The sequence below is a fragment of the Amycolatopsis keratiniphila genome (genome assembly GCF_000400635.2).
Classification (GTDB): Bacteria; Actinomycetota; Actinomycetes; order Mycobacteriales; family Pseudonocardiaceae; genus Amycolatopsis; species Amycolatopsis keratiniphila.
This window is the reverse complement of the sequence record NC_021252.1, coordinates 4,618,019-4,635,477: the sequence shown is the minus strand read 5'-3', so window position 1 is coordinate 4,635,477 and position 17,459 is coordinate 4,618,019. Positions and strand designations below refer to the sequence as shown.

The following is a 17,459-nucleotide window of genomic DNA, read 5'->3' as shown; positions in this document are numbered from 1 at the left end:
CTAGCATTCCGGGAACCGCCGGACCACCCTTTCCACGGACAAGAGGTGCGCATGTCGAAACTTTCCGAAATCGATACCTGGCTCGCGGAGAATTTTTCCGCCCTTCTGGCCGAGCATCAGGTGCCCGGCGCCGCCATCGCGGTCTTCTCGAACGGCGAGGTGATCGACCACGCGGCCGGCGTGCTCAACAAGAACACCGGCGTCGAGTCCACAGTGGACTCCGTATTCCAGATCGGGTCGATCACCAAGGTGTGGACGACCACCCTGGCGATGCAGCTCGTCGACGAAGGCAGGCTCGACCTCGACAAGCCGGTCCGCGAGTACCTTCCCGAGTTCAGCCTCTCGGACGACGAAGCCGCGTCGCGGATCACGGTGCGGCAGCTGACCTGTCACACCTCCGGATTCGAGGGCGACATCTTCACCGACACCGGGCAGGGCGACGACTGCGTCGCGAAGCTCGTGGCGACGCTCTCCGATGTGCCCCAGCTGTTCCAGCCGGGAGAGATGTTCTCCTACAACAATGCCGGGTACTGCGTGCTCGGCAGGATCGTCGAAGTCCTGCGTGGCAAGTCCTACGACGACTGCCTTCGCGACCACCTCTTCACGCCGCTCGGCCTGACCCACGCCGCTACCGGACCGTATGACGCGATCCGGTACCGCGCGGCGATCGGGCACCTCCAGCCGAAGCCGGACGACGAGCCGGTGGCCGCGCCCGCCTGGGCGTTGACGCGGTCCAACGTGCCGGCGGGTTCGCATCTGGCGATGCGCCCGCGCGACCTGCTGACCTTCGTGCGCATGCACCTCAACGAAGGCCGCGCGGACGACGGCACCCAGGTCCTGCGGCCCGAAACCGCCCGCGCCATGTGGGAACGCCAGGTGGAACTGCCCTACCTCGGCCTGATGGGCGGGGCGTGGGGCCTCGGCTGGATGATCTTCGACTGGGACGGCGGCCCGGTGATCGGCCACGACGGCGGCACCATCGGCCAGTCCGCGTTCCTGCGCGTGGTGCCGGGCAGCAACGTCGCGGTGGCCCTGCTGACCAACGGCGGCAAACCGTTGCACCTGTACCTGGACGTCTTCCGGAAGGTGCTGGGCGACCTCGCCGGCGTCGAGGTCCCGGCACTGCCGGAGCCGAACGCCGCGGAGGCCCCGGCGGACCCGTCGCGTTATGTGGGCGAGTACTCGTCGCAGGTGGCGGACATCGTCGTCACGCAGGACGAAGAGGGCGGCCTGTGGCTGGAACGCACGATGAAGGGCACGTTCGCCGACCTCGGTTCGGCGCCGGAGAAGACGAGGCTGCTGGGCTACAAGGGCGACACCCTGGTCGCCGAGCACGACGGCCTCGGTCTGCACATGCCGCACGCGTTCGTCGGTGACGACGGCACCGGCCGCGCGTTGTTCGTCCACACGGGACGGGCCGACCGCCGGGTGACCCGGTGACGACGATCTCCGACGAGATCGAGGCGGTCTTCGCCAAGGCGGGGGCGCGCGGATTCGTGCACGCGCGCGAGATCGGCGTCCCCGACGGCCCCGAAGTCGATGTCGGCGCGGATGATCCGGTCGTCCTCGCGTCCGTGTTCAAGATCCCGGTGGCGGTCGCCTTCGCCCGTGAGGTGGCCGCCGGGCGGATCGACGAGACCGAACGGACCCGCGTCACCGCGCGGTACCGGATCGGCGGGATCGGGACCGCCGGCTGCGCGGACGACGTCGAGATGAGCTGGCGCGACCTGGCGCATTTCATGCTGACGATGAGCGACAACGCCGCGACCGACGTCGTCTACCACCGGGTCGGGCAGGAAGCCGTCGACCGCGTCCTCGCCGACCTCGGCCTCGCCAGGACGCGGTTGATCGGCTGTTGCGAAGACCTCTTCGCCTCGGTGATCGCCGATCTCGGCGCGAGACCGGACGACGATCTGGAAGCCGTCTTCGACGCGGCGACCGAAGAACAGATGTGGAAGCTCGCGGTGCTCGACCCGGAACGCACGACGTCGTCGACGCCGCGGGAGATCACCGCGTTGCTCGACGCGATCTGGACCGACCGCGCGGGCGACCCGGCCGCCTGCGAACGCGTGCGGACGATCATGACGCAGCAGATCTGGCCGCACCGGATCTCGTCCGGTTTCCCCGCGGATGTCGCGATCGCGGCCAAGACCGGGACGCTGCCCGCCGTCCGCAACGAAGCGGGGGTGGTGACCCATGTGGACGGTCGCCGCTACGCCGTCGCGGTGTTCACCCGCGCCGGATCCCTCGCCGACCGCCTGCCCGCGGTCGACTCCGCCATCGGTGAGGCCGCCCGCCTCGCCGTCGATCACCTCCGTGCGCAGACCGTGACCCAGTAGGAGAAACCGCATGAAGAAAGCCCGGCTCACCGCCGCGATCACGAGCGTGGTGGCCTTGACCGTGAGCGCGTGCGGGGGGACGTCGCAATCCGGGCAGGACCGGACCGCGAACCAGAAATTGACCGAGGGCAAGACCTTCACGATGGCGATCGGCACCGATCCGGGAGCACTGGACCCAGCGATGACCGTGCTCTCGGTCGCGCTCGACATCGGGCGCTACCTCTACGACAGCTTGATCAACCTCGACGAGTCGGGCAAGCCGATCGCCGGCCTCGCCGAGAAGTGGGAGGCCTCCACGACCACGGCCTCCTTCACCCTGCGAAACGGGATCACCTGCGACGACGGCACTCCGCTGACCGCGAGCGACGTGGCCGCCAACATCAACTTCGTCGGCGATCCCGCCAACAAGTCGCCGATGTCCGGGCTCACCGTGGCACCGGGGACCAAGGCGACCGCCGACGACGCGGCGCGGAAGATCACGCTCACCAGTGGTGCGCCGGACGCGTTCCTGCTGCGCAACGTCGGCGGCCTGCCGATCGTGTGCGGCAAGGGCGTGACCGACCGGCAGGCGCTCGCCAAGGGCAAGTACGGCACCGGAATGTTCACCATGACCGAGATCGTGCCGAACGACCACTACACCCTCACCCGGCGCAAGGAGTACGCGTGGGGCCCGGGTGACTGGCAGCGCGAGCAGCCCGGACTGCCGGAGAAGGTGACCTTCCGGGTCATCCAGAACATGACGACCGCCGCGAACCTGCTGCTGTCCGGTGAGCTCAACGGCGCCCGGATCACCGGCCAGGACCAGCAGCGCCTGCGTGCGCAGAAGCTGTTCCACGGCGAGCAGGTCGTGCCGATGGGCGAGATGTTCTTCAACCAGGCGCCCGGCCGTGCGGGCGGTGACCAGGCCGTGCGCCGCGGGCTCGTGCAGGCACTCGACCTCGCCCAGATCGGCAAGGTGCTCACCAGCGGCTCCGGGGCGCCCAGCCAGGGAATGGTCACCACCGAACCCAGGGCCTGTGCCGGGGACGCGGTGGCGGGCAAGCTCCCCGCGTTCGACGTCGCCGCCGCGAAGTCGGCCCTCGACGCGGCCGGCTGGAAGCCGGGAGCGGACGGCGTGCGGGTCAAGGACGGCAAACGGCTCGCGCTGACCGCCATCTACGGCACGCAACTCGGGCCGACGATGGCGCCCGCCGCGGAACTGATGCAGCAGTCGTGGAAGGCCGTCGGCGCCGACGTGACGCTCAAGGGACTCGACAGCCCGGGAACCAGCCAGGTGCTGTTCAACACCGGTGAGTGGGACATCTCGTTGGCGCCGGTGACCCTGCTGCTGCCGAGCCAGGTCGGCCCGTTCGTCTCGGGGCCGAAGCCCCCGGCGGGCACGAACTTCGCGCATATCGAGAACGAGAAGTACACGTCGCAGGCCGCGCAGGCGGCGCAGATGTCGGGTGAGTCGGGCTGCGCGACCTGGCTCGCGGCGGAGCAGGCGCTCATCGAGCGGCTGGACGTCGTGCCCTACGTCAACTCGGTCATCCCGACCTTCGGCAGCAACGCGCGGTTCAAGGTCGTTTTCGGCTCGGTCGAGCCCTCGTCGATCCGGATGTACAGCTGATGGCCGTCGCGCAGGCCCCGGCCGGATTGCGCGGCAGCCCGTGGCTGTCGTTCGCCGTGCGCCGCCTCGGCCGGTTCGCGATCTCGTTGTGGGTCTTGATCACCACGGCGTTCCTGATGATCCAGCTGATCCCCGGCGACCCGGTCCGCGCGGCGCTCGGGCTGACCGCGCCGGTCGAGCTGGTGAACGCGCGGCGAGCGGCGCTCGGCCTCGACGATCCGCTGTGGCTGCAGTACGTCCACTACCTCGGCGGACTGGTCACCGGTGACTTCGGGACGTCGATGACGAGCGGCCAGCCGGTCTCCGAGGTGATCGGCGACCGGCTGCCCGCCACCCTCGAGCTGGCGTTGCCCGCCTTCGTGGTGGTCATCGCGATCGCGATCCCGCTGGGCCTGCTGTTCGCCGTGCTGACCCGCGGCGGACGACGGCGGGGCGGTGAGCTGGCGTTCACCTCGACGACCGTGCTGCTCGCGGCCATCCCGGAGTTCCTGCTCGCGGTGGCGCTGGTCGCGTTCTTCTCGGTCCAGCTGGGCTGGTTCCCGGTCGCCGGGAACGCGGACGCGAGCTCGTTCGTGCTCCCGGTGATCGCGCTGGCGCTCGGTCCGGCGTCGGTACTCGCGCGCATCGTCCGGGTGGAGACGCTTTCCTTACTGGGCAACGACTTCATCCGCACGGCGCGGGCGAAGCGGCTGCCCGCGCGGCTGGTCTACCTGCGGCACGCGCTACCGAACGCGTTGACCGCGACGCTCACCATGGGCGGGCTGATGCTGACCGGCATGGTCGCCGGGACGGTGCTGGTGGAGAACGTCTTCGCCTGGCCGGGCCTCGGTTCGACCATCGCCCAGTCGATCCTGCAGAAGGACTATCCGCTGGTGCAGGGGATCGTGCTCGTCTACGGCATCGGGGTCCTGCTGGTGAACCTGACGGTGGACGTGCTGCTGGCCGTCCTCGATCCGCGTTCGACGATCCGGGAGAACTGAGATGGCGAAATGGTTCGCGGCCCTGCGCACCCCGGTGGGCGCGTTCGCGGCGGCCCTGCTGGCGCTGGTGCTCGCGCTCGCGGTGTTCGCCCCGATCCTGTGGCATGACAACGCTTTCGCGATCGATACGAACGCCATCGGGCAGGGGCCGTCGGCGGCGCATTGGCTCGGCACCGACGACCTCGGCCGCGACATCCTCTTCCGTGTCCTGGTCGCGACCCGGCTTTCGGTCCTGCTGGCCGTGCTCGCGACGGTGATCGGGGTGGTGACCGGGCTCGTGCTCGGCACGTTGCCCTCGCTGCTGCCGCGCCCCGCCGCACGGCTGGTGACGTCCGCGGTGAACATCGCGGTCGCGTTCCCGGGGCTGTTGCTGGTGTTGTTCTTCTCGGTCATCTTCGGGGTCGGGACGCACGGCGCGGTGTTCGCGGTCGGTTTCGCGCTCGCACCGGCGTTCGCGCGGCTCGCGCAGACGCTGTCCGCCTCCGTCGCCGGGCAGGACTTCGTGTCCGCCGCCCGGATCTCCGGGGTCGGCCGGATACGGTTGCTGCTCCGGCACATCCTCCCCAACATCGGCGAACCACTGGTGGTGAACGCGACCATCGGCGCGGGTGCCTCCCTGCTGGCCTTCTCCGGGCTGTCGTTCCTCGGCATCGGTGTGCAGGCACCGGATTACGACTGGGGGCGGCTGCTCGGCGAAGGGCTCAACGGGATTTACGTCAACCCGGCGGCGGCACTCGCGCCGGGCGTGGCCGTGGTGCTGGCGGGGCTCGCCTTCAACCTGGTCGGCGAGACCGTCGCCGGGGTGATCGGCGTCCGCACCGGACTGCGCAAGCTCGCCCCGCGGCCAGTCGTGCCCGCGAGGGAGGACGCCGCCGACGCCCGCGACGACGCGGTGCTGGTGGTGGAGAACCTCCAGGTGGCGTTCCCGCGTCCGGCGGGCTGGACCGTTCCGGTGCGCGGGGTGAGCTTCACCGTCCGCGCGGGCGAGGCGATCGGGGTCGTCGGCGAGTCGGGCTCGGGCAAGAGCCTGACCGGGCTGGCGGTGTCACGGCTGGTCGAAGCGCCGGCCGTGGTCACCGCGGACAAGCTCGAATTCGCCGGGAAACCGGTGCTGACGACGCCGGAACGGGAGCTGCGCGGGTTGCTCGGCACCTCGCTGGCGATGGTGTTCCAGGATCCGATGACCTCGTTCAACCCGACCAGGCGGATCGGCCGTCAACTGGCCGAAGTCGCCGAGCAGCACCAGGGTCTCCCGCGTGCCAAGGCCTTCGAGCGGGCCGTGGACCGGTTGCGCGCGGTGCGGATCCCCGCCGCCGAACGCCGTGCGCGGCAGTACCCGCACGAATTCTCCGGCGGGATGCGGCAGCGCGCGATGATCGGCATGGGCCTGATGGGCGACCCGAAGCTCATCATCGCCGACGAGCCGACCACGGCGCTGGACGTCACCGTGCAGCGGCAGTTGCTGCGCCTGCTGGCGCGGACCAGGGCCGAGCGGGACACCGCGATCATCCTGATCAGCCACGACATCGCGGTCGTTTCGCAGACGTGCGAACGGATGCTGGTCATGTACGCGGGCCGCGTGGTGGAGGATCTGCCGTCCGCCGCGACCCCGCGGCATCCCTACACGCGGGCCCTGATGGCCGCGACGCTCGACCTCGAGACCGATCGTGAGACTCCGCTGGCGGTGATCCCCGGCCGCCCGCCGGAACCGGATCGCGTGCCCAACGGCTGCGCTTTCGCCGACCGCTGCCCGGCGGCGACCGACCGCTGCCGTCTCGAAGACCCGGTGCTGGAGCGCGTGGAGACCGGCCATCGGGTCGCGTGCTGGTATCCCGCGTCGCTTTCCCAGCCCGCCAAGGAAACCGTGACCGCCGGAGGTGCGGAGTGAGCGATCTCGTGTTCGACGCGGTGAGCGTGCGGTACGGCGGCAGGCGCGGACTCACCGCTGTCGACCGGGTCGGCCTGACCGTCCCTTCCGGACAGGTCGTCGGGCTCGTCGGCGAATCGGGCTCCGGGAAATCGACGCTGGCCCGCGCCGCCGTCGGGCTTTCGCCGATCAGCGCCGGACGTGTCCTGCTGGGCGGCGTGGACGTGCGCAAGCTGCCCCGCCGTCCTCCGTTGCAGATGGTGTTCCAGGATCCGTATTCCTCTTTGGACCCCCGGATGAGCATCGGGGAGTCGATCACCGAAGCGATCCCGCGCGGCGTCCTGCCCGGCCGCGGCGCACGCCGGGACGAAGTCGCCCGGCTGCTGGAACTGGTCAACCTCGACCCCGATCGCGCGGGTCATCTGCCGGGGCAGCTTTCCGGCGGCCAGCGGCAGCGGGTGGCGCTCGCCCGCGCGCTGGCCGGGCGGCCCGAGGTGCTGATCGCGGACGAGATCACCTCGGCGCTCGACGTATCGGTACAGGGCGCGGTGCTGAACCTCGTCCGGTCCGTGCAGCGGCGGCTGGGCCTGTCGATGCTGTTCATCTCGCACAACCTCGCGGTGATCCGCTATCTCAGCGACATCGTCGCGGTGATGTACCTCGGGCGGATCGTCGAGGCCGGCCCGGCCGAACAGGTGCTGACGGACCCACAGCATCCCTACACCCGTGACCTGCTCGCCGCGGCGCCGTCGGCGACCGGTTCACTGCTCGACCTCGGTGACGCGGACGAGACCGCGGACGTCGAGCCCGCCGACCCGCACCATCCGCCCGCCGGATGCCGCTACCACACCCGCTGCCCGGTCGGCCCGCTCGTGCGCACCGGCCGCGAACTCTGCCTCCAGGCGGACCCCTCGAACGACGCGGCACACCGACGTCATTCGGCGGCCTGCCACTTCAGCGAAAACGAGAGCCACCAGCTCACGATCTCCAGAGGAGCAAGCGCATCATGACCCGACGTCTCGGTCTCGACGACCTGTACGACATCGCCGTCCCCAGCCAGCCTTCGCTTTCCCCGGACGGCGACCGGATCGTCTACGTCCTGCGCACCGCCGACCGCGACGAGGACCGGAACGTCCACACGCTCTGGGAGGTCGGCGCGACCGACGGCGAAGCGCGGCAGCTCACGCGCGGAACCGCCGACATGGCACCGAAATGGGCGCCGGACGGCACGCGGATCGCGTTCCTCCGTGCCCAGGACGGACCGCCGCAGGTGTGGTTCCTGCCGTCGTCGGGCGGGGAGGCCGAACGGATCACCGAACTCCCGCTGGGGGCGGGTGCGCCGGTCTGGAGCCCGGACGGCGGCAAGATCGCGTTCTCGGCCGCGGTCGACCTCGCGGGCGGTGAACTGGCGCCGAACGCCCCCGTGGTGTCCGACCGGCTCGACTTCAAGGCCGACGGCGCGGGGCTGATCAAGACCGTCCGCAAGCATCTGCACGTCCTCGACGTCGCCACCCGGGAAGCCCGGCAGGTGACCTTCGGCGATTGGCACGCGGGGGAACCGGCCTGGTCGCCCGACGGAACCCGGCTGGCCTTCTCCGCCGGGCGGGACGGTGACGCGGATCTGACCTTCCGCTCCGGTGCCTACGTTCTCGACGTGACCACGAAGACGTCCGAGCCGCGGCTGATCGGCTCGGGCGAAGGAATGGCGGGCACGGTCGGCTGGACCGCCGACGGTACCGCGCTGCTGGTGGTCGGCAGGCCCGACACCGAGGTCGGGCACCTGGGGCTGTGGCGGGTGCCGCTGGACGGTGGCGATCCGGTCGACTTGGCCGCCGCGCTGGACCGCAACGTGATGTCCGGCGGCCCAGGCTATCCGGGAGCCCTGCCGCAGGTGACGGCCGACGGCGCCGTGTTGTTCGGCGTCCGCGACCGTGGCTGCACCCATCTGTACGAAGTGGACACCGAAGGCGGGACGCCGCGCGCGGTGCTGGCGGGTGCGGATCGCGTGGTGTCCGGAATGGACATCGCGGGCGGGCGGGTCGTGGTCGTCCTGGCCACGGGCACGTCGTTCGGGGAGGTCACCGTCGTCGACCCGGCCACCGGCGCGGTCGACGTGCGGACGAAACACGGCGAGTCCGATATCGAGCTCTTCCGTCATGAGGAAAGGGAATTCACCATCGGCGACGGCACCGTCGTGCACGGCTGGCTGCTGCGGGACCCGGCGCGATCCGGCGCCGCCCCGCTGCTGCTCGACATCCACGGTGGACCGCACAACGCCTGGAACGGCGCGGCCGACTCGATCCACCTCTATCACCAGGAACTCGTGGCACGAGGCTGGGCGGTGCTGCTGCTCAACCCGCGCGGCAGCGACGGCTACGGCGAGGACTTCTACACCGGCGCCGTGGGCGCATGGGGTGTGGCCGACGCGGCCGACTTCCTCGAACCTCTCGACCACCTGGTCGCCGAAGGGATCGCCGACGCGGACCGGCTCGCCGTGGCGGGCTACAGCTACGGCGGGTTCATGACCTGCTACCTGACCAGCCGGGACGACCGCTTCGCCGCCGCTGTCGCCGGTGGTGTGGTCAGCGACCTCACCAGCATGGGCGGCACGTCCGACGCCGGGCACTACCTGGCCGTCGGTGAACTCGGCGGTCCGGCGTGGGACAAGGCGAACGAGCGGTTCTCGCCGTTCGCCCGCGTCGCCGACGTGCGGACGCCGACGCTCGTCATCCAGGGCGCGAACGACGACCGGTGCCCGATCGGGCAGGCCGAGCAGTGGTTCAGCGCACTACGCGTCCGGGGTGTCCCGTCGCGGCTGGTGCTGTACCCGGACGCCTCGCACCTGTTCATCCTCGACGGGCCGCCCTCGCAGCGCGTCGACTTCAACCGGCGCGTCCTCGAATGGGTCGAGCAGTACGCCGCGCCCGCCGACGGGGTGTCGCGGGTGCCGATCGAAGCGGCGCACTGGCGGCGACGACTGGCCGAGCTCGCGCGCAAGTACCGTGTTCCCGGTGCGGCGCTGGGCATCACCAGGGTCGGTGAGGACACCGAGGTTCTGGCTTCCTACGGCGTGCTGAATACGAAGACCGGGGTCGAGGTCACCGAGGATTCGGTGTTCCAGATCGGTTCGATCTCCAAGGTGTGGACCGCGACCGTGGTCATGCAGCTGGTCGACGAGGGCCTTCTCGACCTCGACGCGCCGATCGCCGACGTCGTCCCCGAGCTGCGGCTCGCCGATCCGGACGTCGCCAAGCAGGTGACCATGCGGCATCTGCTGACGCACACCAGCGGGATCGACGGAGACGTCTTCACCGACACCGGCCGAGGTGACGACTGCCTCGAACGCTATGTCGAAATCCTCGACCAGGCCGCGCAGAACCATCCTCTCGGCGAGACGTTCTCCTACTGCAACTCGGGTTTCGTGCTCATGGGCCGCGTGATCGAGAAGCTCACCGGACAGACCTGGGACGCCGCGATGCGGGAGAAGCTGTTCGCGCCGCTCGGTCTCACCCATACCGTGACGCTGCCCGAGGAAGCGCTGCTGCTCCGTGCAGCCGTCGGGCACGTCGGTAGCGCGGACGAAGACCCGAAGCCCGCGCCGGTGTGGGGATTGCCGCGGAACATGGGCCCCGCAGGCCTGATCACCGCCACCGCCAAGGACGTGCTCGGCTTCGCGCGGCTCCACCTGGTCGGCGGGCTCACCCCGTCCGGTGAGCGGATCCTGACCTCGGCGTCCGCCACCGCGATGACCGAGAAGCACGCCGACCTCCCCGACAAGCATTCGCTCGGCGACTCCTGGGGCCTCGGCTGGATCCGCGACGAGTGGAGCGGACGGCGGGTCATCGGCCACGACGGCAACACGATCGGGCAGTCGGCGTTCCTGCGGCTGCTGCCCGATCAGGGACTCGCCGTCACGTTGCTCACCAACGGCGGCAACACCCGCGACCTGTTCGAGGAGCTGTACCGGGAGATCTTCGCGGAATTGGCGGATGTGGCGATGCCGCGGCCGCTGACGCCGCCCTCGCCTCCGGTCACCGTCGACGGTTCGAGGCACGTCGGCGTTTACGAGCGGGCCGGGGTGCTGATGGAGGTACTGTCCGAAAAGGACGGACTCCGGCTGCGGCAGACCGCCACGGGTCCGCTGGCCGAGCTGATGCCGGAGAAGACGATGGAGTTCGACCTGGTCCCGGTGACCGACTCGCTCTACGTCTGCCGTGAGCCGGGCGCGCAGACCTGGATGCCGGTCACGTTCTACACGTTGCCGACCGGTGAGCCGTACATGCACCACGGCGTGCGCGCGACGCCGAAGGTGTCCTGAAAGCACTCGGCCCGCCCGGACTCCCGGGCGGGCCACGGTGTTCAGGCCCTGCGCCGGGCGACGTAACGGACGATCAGCAACACGATGCACACGACCGCGACGGCGCCCGCGATCGTGCGGACCGTCCAGTCCAGCCCCGCGAACTGGCCGATCGCGTTGACGGCCGAGCTGACGAGGAGGACGAGCCAGAGGGAGGTGGTGACGAGCGCGCTGCCGGCGTTTTTGGTGTCGTTCATGGGAAAGACGCTATGGTCCGGCGGATTCCGGGACCAGGGGAGAGACCCCCGTCGTGGGGTGGTGCCAGCGCTACCGCGCCTGCCGGGCGGGCAGGCCCTGGGTGGATCGAGCTGGCGAAGTTATATCGGCCGAAGCCCATGGTGCCCGAGCCTGCGCGTCCTCCGGCGAACACGCTGGGCGTCCGCCGGGTCATGTTCGCGGTCGACGACATCGACGAGTCGTCGGTCGTCGGCGCCTGGCACGCCGAACAGTCAACCTTGTGTCGGTCAGGTGATTCGAGTGGGGAGGATTCGGGACGTTCAACGTCCCAAATCCTCCCCACCCGACCCTGCCACTCACGAGGGCCTCAGCCCTTACCGCCCAAGTAAGCCAGCACCGCCAAGACCCGCCGATGCCCGCTGTCCTCCGGCAACCCGAGCTTCGCGAAGATGTTCCGGATGTGCTTGTGCACCGCGCCGTCGCTCACCACCAGCAGTTCGGCGATGGTCGTGTTGTTGTAGCCCTCCGCCATCAGCCCGAGCACCTCGCGCTCGCGCGCGGTCAGCCCTTCGAGCGGGTCGGTCGCGCGGCGGTGCGCCATCAGCTGGGTGATCACCTCGGGGTCCATGGCGGTCCCGCCCTTGACGACCCGGTCCAGCGCGTCGAGGAACTTCTCGACCTTCCCGACCCGCTCCTTGAGCAGATACCCGACAGCGCCCTTGCCGTCGGCCAGGAGTTCCGCCGCGTAGCCGGTTTCGACGTGCGCGGACAGCACGAGCACGGGCAGCCCGGGGTACATCTTCCGCGCCTTGACGGCCGCGCGGAGGCCTTCGTCGGTGTGGGTCGGCGGCAGCCGGACGTCGGTGATCACCGCGTCGGGCCGGTCCTTGGCGACCAGTTCGAGGAACTCCTCCACATCGTCCACCGCGGCGGCGACGTCGATGCCCGAGGTGTTCAGCAGCATCACCAGGCCTTCGCGCAGCAGCGCGTCGTCCTCGACGATCACGACCCGCATGGCAACTCCACTTTCAGTACGGTCGGCCCACCGGCGGGGCTCGACAGTTTCAAGGTCCCGTCGAAGGCCTCGGCCCGTTTGCGGATCCCGGACAGACCGCTGCCGCCCGACTCGTCGGCGCCGCCGTGGCCGTCGTCACGGATTTCGATGAGCAGGGTGTCGGCGGTGCCGTCGAGGGTTATCCAGGCGTGTTCGGCGCCGGAATGCTTGGTGATGTTGGCCAGCATCTCGGCGACGACGAAGTAGGCGGCCGCTTCGACGGCGGCGGGACGACGACTGCTGCTGCGAACGTCCACAGTGCACGGAACCGGGCAGCGGTCGGCCAGCGCGGTGACGGCGCCGTCGAGGCCCCGGTCGCTCAGCAGCGGCGGATGGATGCTGCGCACGACGGTCCGGAGTTCGGCGAGCGCGCCGGTCGCGGTGTCCTGCGCCTTGCCGAGCAACTCGCGCGCCCGCTGCGGATCCTTGTCGAAGAGCGAATCGGCGATCCCCAACTGCAGGACCACCGCGGCGATCCTCGCCTGCGTCCCGTCGTGCAGGTCGCGTTCGAGGCGCCGGAGCTCGGCGCCGTGCGCCTCCAGCGCCGCGGCCCGCGACGCGGCCAGTTCGACGACGCGGTCGGTCAGCACCACCCCGGGCGCCGGCGCGAGCAGCCTGCGCGCGATGGAAGCCTGCCAGCGGGCCACGCCGGGGAACAGGAAGATCAGCGCGATCATGCCGGCGCCGGTGATCGCGCTGAGTGCCGCCAGCGGCCACGACGTGACCATGAATCCGAGGGAGCTTTCCACCCCGCCGGGGACCGTCGGCCAGACGAACGCCGTGACTATCTGCCGGAGCCCGCCGAGCGGCAGGGCGATGGCGAAGATGCCGATGACGAAACCGGTGGCGCCGTGGAAGACGAGCCAGCCCAGATCCCGTCGCGAGGCCGGGTCGGTCACCGGGTTCCCGGACCGGTACGGCTCGGGGATCGGCTCACCGAGCAGGCGGGCGGCCCGGCGGCGTTCGAAGTTGACCGGACGCCGGATCAGCTGGAGCGCGACGGGCAACGCCGGGATCCCGACGCCGAACGGGCACATCAGCAGCACGAACAGCATGCCGACCAGGACGAACCAGGCGAACATGGAGGAGGCCGCGCCGACCGCCAGGTACCGGATCGCGGACCAACAGGACCGGAGCCGGGTGATCACCCCGTCAGTCTTTCATCCCGCCCTCTGCGGTGTCGGAGCGGAGCGCGTGAAGACCCGCTTTGCGATACTCGGGCCATGATCCTGATCGTTCTCAAAGCACAGATCCGCCCCGAGAAGCGCACCGAATGGCTCGCGGGTATCGAGCGCTACACGCAACAGGTGCGCAGCGAACCCGGGAACATCTCGTTCGACTACTACCAGAACGCCGGCGACGAGAACGAGTTCGTCCTCGTCGAGGTGTTCGCCGACAGCGCCGCCGGTGACGCGCACGTCGCCACCCAGCACGCCCAGGACTTCTTCCCGTTCATGTCGACCGTCGTCGCCGAGAAGCCCCGGATCAACTACCAGAACCTCGACGGCGACGCGTGGTCGGAGATGGCCGAGGTCACGCCGGTCGACTGACGGCGTCCGTGGCGGTGCGGTCGATGATGGCGGCCAGGGTCGTGGCCGCCTCTTCGGGGACCCAGTGGCTGACGCCGGTCAGGATTTCGAGCCGGTAGGCGGCGTCGACGTACTGGCCGGCGAGTTCGGCGCTGCGCCGGGACAGGGCGGTGTCGCCGTCGCTCCAGACGTGGGTGGTCGGCACGGTCACCCGGGCACGGAGGGCGGCCGGGTGCTGGAAGAGCATCGCGCGGTACCAGTTCAATCCGCCGGTGAGGGCGCCGCCGTCGATGATGTCCTGGCGGACCTGGCCGATCTGGGCGGGTGTCATGCCGGTGCCGGCCAGCGTGCGTTCCAGTACGCGTGGCCGGCTCCGGATGGCGAGTTCGGGCAGCCAGGGGAGCTGGAACAGGAACATGTAGTACGACCGGAGGAGCTGGTCGCTCCCGAGCATCGCGCGGAGGAACGCCCCGGGATGGGGGACCGACACGGTGGTCAGGGACCGGACCAGGTCGGGTCGCCGGGCCGCGGTCGACCAGGCGGCGACGGCACCCCAGTCGTGTCCGACGAGGTGGACCGGCCCGGTGCCGAGGGTGTCGATGAGGGCGACGGTGTCGGCCACGAGACGGCCGGCCCGGTAGGCGAAGCGGCCTCGCGGGCGTGCGCGGGGTGAGTAGCCGCGCTGGTCGGGCACGATCGTGCGGTATCCCCGCTGGTGGAGCAGGGCGGCGGTGTCGGCCCAGGACCTGCCGGTCTGCGGGAAACCGTGCAGCAGGACGACGACGTCGCCGTCGAGCGGGCCGGTGTCCCGGACGTCGAAGACGAGTCCGTCGTGGTCGAAGGTGGCGATGCGGCGGGGCGCGGTCATGGGCGGGTTCCCCTTCTTTCGTGGGCTGCTCCTATATGTTACCTTGAGTAACAGTGAATCGCGGTAACAGGTAGCCGCGCACTCTGTCGACGTCGTCAGGGAGGTCCGTATGACCAGCACCGATGTGCCACGAACGGCCGGGGCAGGCCGCCACGAGACCGCGCAGCGGCTCCTCGATTCGTCCGCGATGCTGTCCTACGACCCGGCCACCGAAGTGGACTGGGAGACGCCGCTGGACAAGGACTTCCACGGTGCCAGCCCGGAGTGGAGCACGCTCTACGGCACGAGCTACTGGGCCGAGATGAGCCCGGAGCAGCAGAAGGAGCTCACGCGCCAGGAAGCCGCTTCGGTCGCGAGCACCGGCATCTGGTTCGAGATGATCCTGCAGCAGATGGTGCTGCGCGACTTCTACGCCAAGGACCCGACCGATCCGGCGTTCCAGTGGGCGCTGACCGAGATCGCGGACGAATGCCGCCATTCGATCATGTTCGCCCGCGGTGCGGCGAAGCTCGGCGCGCCGCCGTACCGCCCGCGCAAGCTCGCCGTCGAACTCGGCCGGATCTTCAAGGCGACGGCCAGCGGCGAAGCGGCGTACGCGGCGATCCTCGTCGCCGAAGAGGTCCTCGACGTCATGCAGCGCGACTGGATGCGTGACGAGCGTGTGGTCCCGTTCGTGCGCACCATCAACAATATCCACGTGGTCGAAGAGTCCCGGCACATGAAGTTCGCCAGGGAGGAGACGCGCGAGCAGCTGGAGGGCGCGGGCTTCCTGCGCCGCCGGATCAACGCGCTGGTCATCGCGATCGCGTCGTACTTCATCGTCAGCAGCATGATCAACCGCGACGTCTACAAGCACGCGGGGCTCGACACCAAGCGCGCGTTGCGGGAGGCGAAGGCCAACGAGCACCACAAGTCGATGATGCGGTCGAGCTGCGCCGGGCTGATGGAGTTCCTCGGCTCGTGCGGTCTGCTGACCCGCCCCGCGCTGGTGTTCTACAAGCGGGCGAACCTGATCTGACATGGCCTTCGCGATCACCCAGACCTGCTGCAATGACGCCACCTGCGTGTCGGTCTGCCCGGTCAACTGCATCCACCCGACGCCGGACGAGCCCGATTTCGGCACCACTGAGATGCTCTACGTCGATCCGGCCACGTGCATCGACTGCGGGGCCTGCGCGGACGCCTGCCCGGTGGACGCCATCTTCCCGGCGGATCTGCTGACCGGACCGCTCCAGGTGTACGCGGGAATCAACGCGGCCTTCTATGCCGACCGCGAGCCCGTCGCCTCGGTGGACCCGGCGCCGAACTTCCACCGGTGGGGCCCGCCGACGTTCGACCGGGCCATCCCGAGCGACTTCGCGCCGCCGGACATCGCCGTCGTCGGCACCGGCCCGGCCGGGATGTACGCGGTGGAGGACCTGCTTCTCCACACGAACGCGCGGGTCACGCTGATCGACCGGCTGCCGGTCGCGGGCGGGCTCGTCCGCTACGGCGTCGCCCCGGACCACCCGGCCACGAAGCGGATCGGCGAGACTTTCTCGCGGCTTCACGAGCATCCTCGGCTGAAGATGCGCCTGGGCACCGAGATCGGCCGCGACGTGTCGGTGGACGAGCTGGCCGAGCGGCACGACGCCGTCGTCTACGCGGTCGGCGCCTCGTCCGCACGTCGGCTCGGGCTGGACGGTGAGGACCTGCCCGGCAGTATCGCCGCGACCACCGTCGTCGCCTGGTACAACGGCCATCCGGACGTGCCTGCGAACGCGGTGGACCTGTCCGCGGAACGTGTCGTCCTGGTCGGCACCGGGAACGTCGCGCTGGACGTGGCCCGGATCCTCACCGCCGACCCCGACGACCTCGCCGGGACGACGATCGCCCCGCACGCGCTGGAACGCTTGCGTACCAGCAAGATCCGGGAGGTCGTACTGCTCGCCCGGCGCGGTCCGGAGGACGCCGCGTACACGTCGCCGGAGCTGCTCGCCTTGGCGGGACGCGCTGGTGTGCCGCTCGTCGTGGACGACGCCGACCCGCGCACCACGGCCGCGATCGATGCGGGCAGCGGCAAGGCGGCGCTGCTGCGGGAACTCGACCGCGAGGCCGTCGACTGGACCGTGCCTCCGGAGTCGGACGCTCGCCGGATCGTTCTGCGGTTCCACTCCGCGCCCACCGAGATCGTCGGCGACACCCAGGTGCGCGGCCTGCGCGTCACAGGACAGGACGGGACGGTGGAGATCGCCGCCGGTCAGGTCGTCCGCGCTGTCGGCTATCGCGGAGTCCCGGTGCCGGGGCTTCCGTTCGACGACGACCGCGGCACGATCCCGAACACGGCCGGTCGCGTCGATGGGCGCAGTGGCGCGTACGTGGTCGGCTGGATCAAACGTGGTCCTTCGGGCGGAATCGGCGCGAACCGCACTTGCGCGCGGGAGACCGTGGCGACCTTGCTGGAGGACATCACTTCCGGCGCGCTTCCGGTGCGGGGGCGGCGGTCGCCGGTGGCCGCGTTGGCGGCGCGGTTCCGCGGTCGGTGACGCGACGGTTTCCTTGCTGTCCTGCGTGGGGTGAATATGGGTCGTGAGCGGCGATTCAGATCAGAACCGTCAGGCGCGGCGTGCGCAAAGGCGTGACTCGCGTGATCAGGCACGTATCTCGCGTGATTGGAGGCCGCACTCGAGTGTTACGCCG

At 70.0% G+C, this 17,459-nt stretch carries 14 protein-coding genes; 10 read left to right on the top strand and 4 right to left on the bottom strand.

Annotated elements, in window-relative coordinates; all coding sequences use genetic code 11:
* Positions 1-51 precede the first annotated feature (51 nt).
* From AORI_RS62115 to AORI_RS62085, 7 genes are read left to right on the top strand one after another with little or no spacing between them, the layout of a single operon-like run.
* A complete protein-coding gene (locus AORI_RS62115; RefSeq protein ID WP_016334569.1) occupies positions 52-1,440 on the top strand; it encodes a serine hydrolase domain-containing protein in 1,389 nt (462 codons plus the stop codon).
* Positions 1,437-2,339: a serine hydrolase gene (locus AORI_RS62110; RefSeq protein WP_016334568.1), complete on the top strand. Its 903-nt coding sequence runs from the start codon at positions 1,437-1,439 to the stop codon at positions 2,337-2,339. Before AORI_RS62115 ends, AORI_RS62110 begins: the two co-directional genes overlap by 4 nt.
* Positions 2,340-2,349: 10 nt before the next feature.
* Complete coding sequence (locus AORI_RS62105) at positions 2,350-3,948, top strand: ABC transporter substrate-binding protein (RefSeq protein WP_016334567.1); 1,599 nt, start codon at positions 2,350-2,352, stop codon at positions 3,946-3,948.
* Complete coding sequence (locus tag AORI_RS62100) at positions 3,948-4,928, top strand: ABC transporter permease (RefSeq protein WP_016334566.1); 981 nt, start codon at positions 3,948-3,950, stop codon at positions 4,926-4,928. The genes AORI_RS62105 and AORI_RS62100 overlap by 1 nt, the downstream gene beginning before the upstream one ends.
* Position 4,929: 1 nt before the next feature.
* On the top strand, positions 4,930-6,816 hold the full coding sequence (locus AORI_RS62095) for a dipeptide/oligopeptide/nickel ABC transporter permease/ATP-binding protein (RefSeq protein ID WP_016334565.1): 1,887 nt from the start codon (positions 4,930-4,932) through the stop codon (positions 6,814-6,816).
* Positions 6,813-7,805, top strand: coding sequence for an ABC transporter ATP-binding protein (locus AORI_RS62090; protein WP_016334564.1), 993 nt, complete (start codon positions 6,813-6,815; stop codon positions 7,803-7,805). Before AORI_RS62095 ends, AORI_RS62090 begins: the two co-directional genes overlap by 4 nt.
* Positions 7,802-11,113 (top strand): serine hydrolase, encoded by a 3,312-nt coding sequence (locus AORI_RS62085; RefSeq protein ID WP_016334563.1) that lies wholly within the window; start codon positions 7,802-7,804, stop codon positions 11,111-11,113. Before AORI_RS62090 ends, AORI_RS62085 begins: the two co-directional genes overlap by 4 nt.
* A 41-nt stretch (positions 11,114-11,154) precedes the next feature.
* On the opposite strand, the gene AORI_RS62080 is transcribed toward AORI_RS62085, so the two are convergent.
* From AORI_RS62080 to AORI_RS62070, 3 genes are all read right to left on the bottom strand, one after another.
* The gene (locus AORI_RS62080; RefSeq protein WP_016334562.1) at positions 11,155-11,349 is read right to left on the bottom strand and encodes a hypothetical protein; all 195 of its coding nucleotides are present in this window, start codon (positions 11,347-11,349) and stop codon (positions 11,155-11,157) included.
* 347 nt (positions 11,350-11,696) lie between these two features.
* Positions 11,697-12,344, bottom strand: a complete 648-nt coding sequence (locus AORI_RS62075; RefSeq protein WP_016334561.1) for a response regulator transcription factor — start codon at positions 12,342-12,344, stop codon at positions 11,697-11,699.
* Positions 12,332-13,531, bottom strand: a complete 1,200-nt coding sequence (locus AORI_RS62070; protein ID WP_016334560.1) for a sensor histidine kinase — start codon at positions 13,529-13,531, stop codon at positions 12,332-12,334. The genes AORI_RS62075 and AORI_RS62070 overlap by 13 nt, the downstream gene beginning before the upstream one ends.
* 75 nt (positions 13,532-13,606) lie before the next feature.
* Here AORI_RS62070 and AORI_RS62065 point away from each other — a divergent pair, with 75 nt between their 5' ends.
* The gene (locus AORI_RS62065) at positions 13,607-13,933 is read left to right on the top strand and encodes a putative quinol monooxygenase (RefSeq protein ID WP_016334559.1); all 327 of its coding nucleotides are present in this window, start codon (positions 13,607-13,609) and stop codon (positions 13,931-13,933) included.
* Here the strand turns inward: AORI_RS62065 and AORI_RS62060 are convergent.
* Positions 13,917-14,780 carry an alpha/beta fold hydrolase gene (locus AORI_RS62060; RefSeq protein WP_016334558.1) on the bottom strand — a complete coding sequence of 288 codons (864 nt, stop codon included), beginning with the start codon at positions 14,778-14,780 and terminating at the stop codon, positions 13,917-13,919. The genes AORI_RS62065 and AORI_RS62060 overlap by 17 nt on opposite strands.
* A 109-nt stretch (positions 14,781-14,889) precedes the next feature.
* On the opposite strand from AORI_RS62060, the gene AORI_RS62055 reads away from it, so the two are divergent.
* Together AORI_RS62055 and AORI_RS62050 are read left to right on the top strand one after the other, a co-directional pair.
* Entirely contained in the window at positions 14,890-15,798 is a 909-nt protein-coding gene (locus AORI_RS62055; protein WP_016334557.1) for an AurF N-oxygenase family protein, read from the top strand.
* Between the two features lies 1 nt (position 15,799).
* Positions 15,800-17,305: an FAD-dependent oxidoreductase gene (locus AORI_RS62050; protein ID WP_016334556.1), complete on the top strand. Its 1,506-nt coding sequence runs from the start codon at positions 15,800-15,802 to the stop codon at positions 17,303-17,305.
* Positions 17,306-17,459: the final 154 nt, after the last annotated feature.

What these genes read in the sequence shown, in the direction of transcription:
- AORI_RS62115 (WP_016334569.1), top strand. Translation starts at nt 52, where the DNA reads ATGTCGAAACTTTCCGAAATCGATACCTGGCTCGCGGAGAATTTTTCC.
- AORI_RS62105 (WP_016334567.1), top strand. Translation starts at nt 2,350, where the DNA reads ATGAAGAAAGCCCGGCTCACCGCCGCGATCACGAGCGTGGTGGCCTTG.
- AORI_RS62100 (WP_016334566.1), top strand. Translation starts at nt 3,948, where the DNA reads ATGGCCGTCGCGCAGGCCCCGGCCGGATTGCGCGGCAGCCCGTGGCTG.
- AORI_RS62095 (WP_016334565.1), top strand. Translation starts at nt 4,930, where the DNA reads ATGGCGAAATGGTTCGCGGCCCTGCGCACCCCGGTGGGCGCGTTCGCG.
- AORI_RS62085 (WP_016334563.1), top strand. Translation starts at nt 7,802, where the DNA reads ATGACCCGACGTCTCGGTCTCGACGACCTGTACGACATCGCCGTCCCC.
- AORI_RS62080 (WP_016334562.1), bottom strand. Translation starts at nt 11,349, where the DNA reads ATGAACGACACCAAAAACGCCGGCAGCGCGCTCGTCACCACCTCCCTC.
- AORI_RS62075 (WP_016334561.1), bottom strand. Translation starts at nt 12,344, where the DNA reads ATGCGGGTCGTGATCGTCGAGGACGACGCGCTGCTGCGCGAAGGCCTG.
- AORI_RS62065 (WP_016334559.1), top strand. Translation starts at nt 13,607, where the DNA reads ATGATCCTGATCGTTCTCAAAGCACAGATCCGCCCCGAGAAGCGCACC.
- AORI_RS62060 (WP_016334558.1), bottom strand. Translation starts at nt 14,780, where the DNA reads ATGACCGCGCCCCGCCGCATCGCCACCTTCGACCACGACGGACTCGTC.
- AORI_RS62055 (WP_016334557.1), top strand. Translation starts at nt 14,890, where the DNA reads ATGACCAGCACCGATGTGCCACGAACGGCCGGGGCAGGCCGCCACGAG.
- AORI_RS62050 (WP_016334556.1), top strand. Translation starts at nt 15,800, where the DNA reads ATGGCCTTCGCGATCACCCAGACCTGCTGCAATGACGCCACCTGCGTG.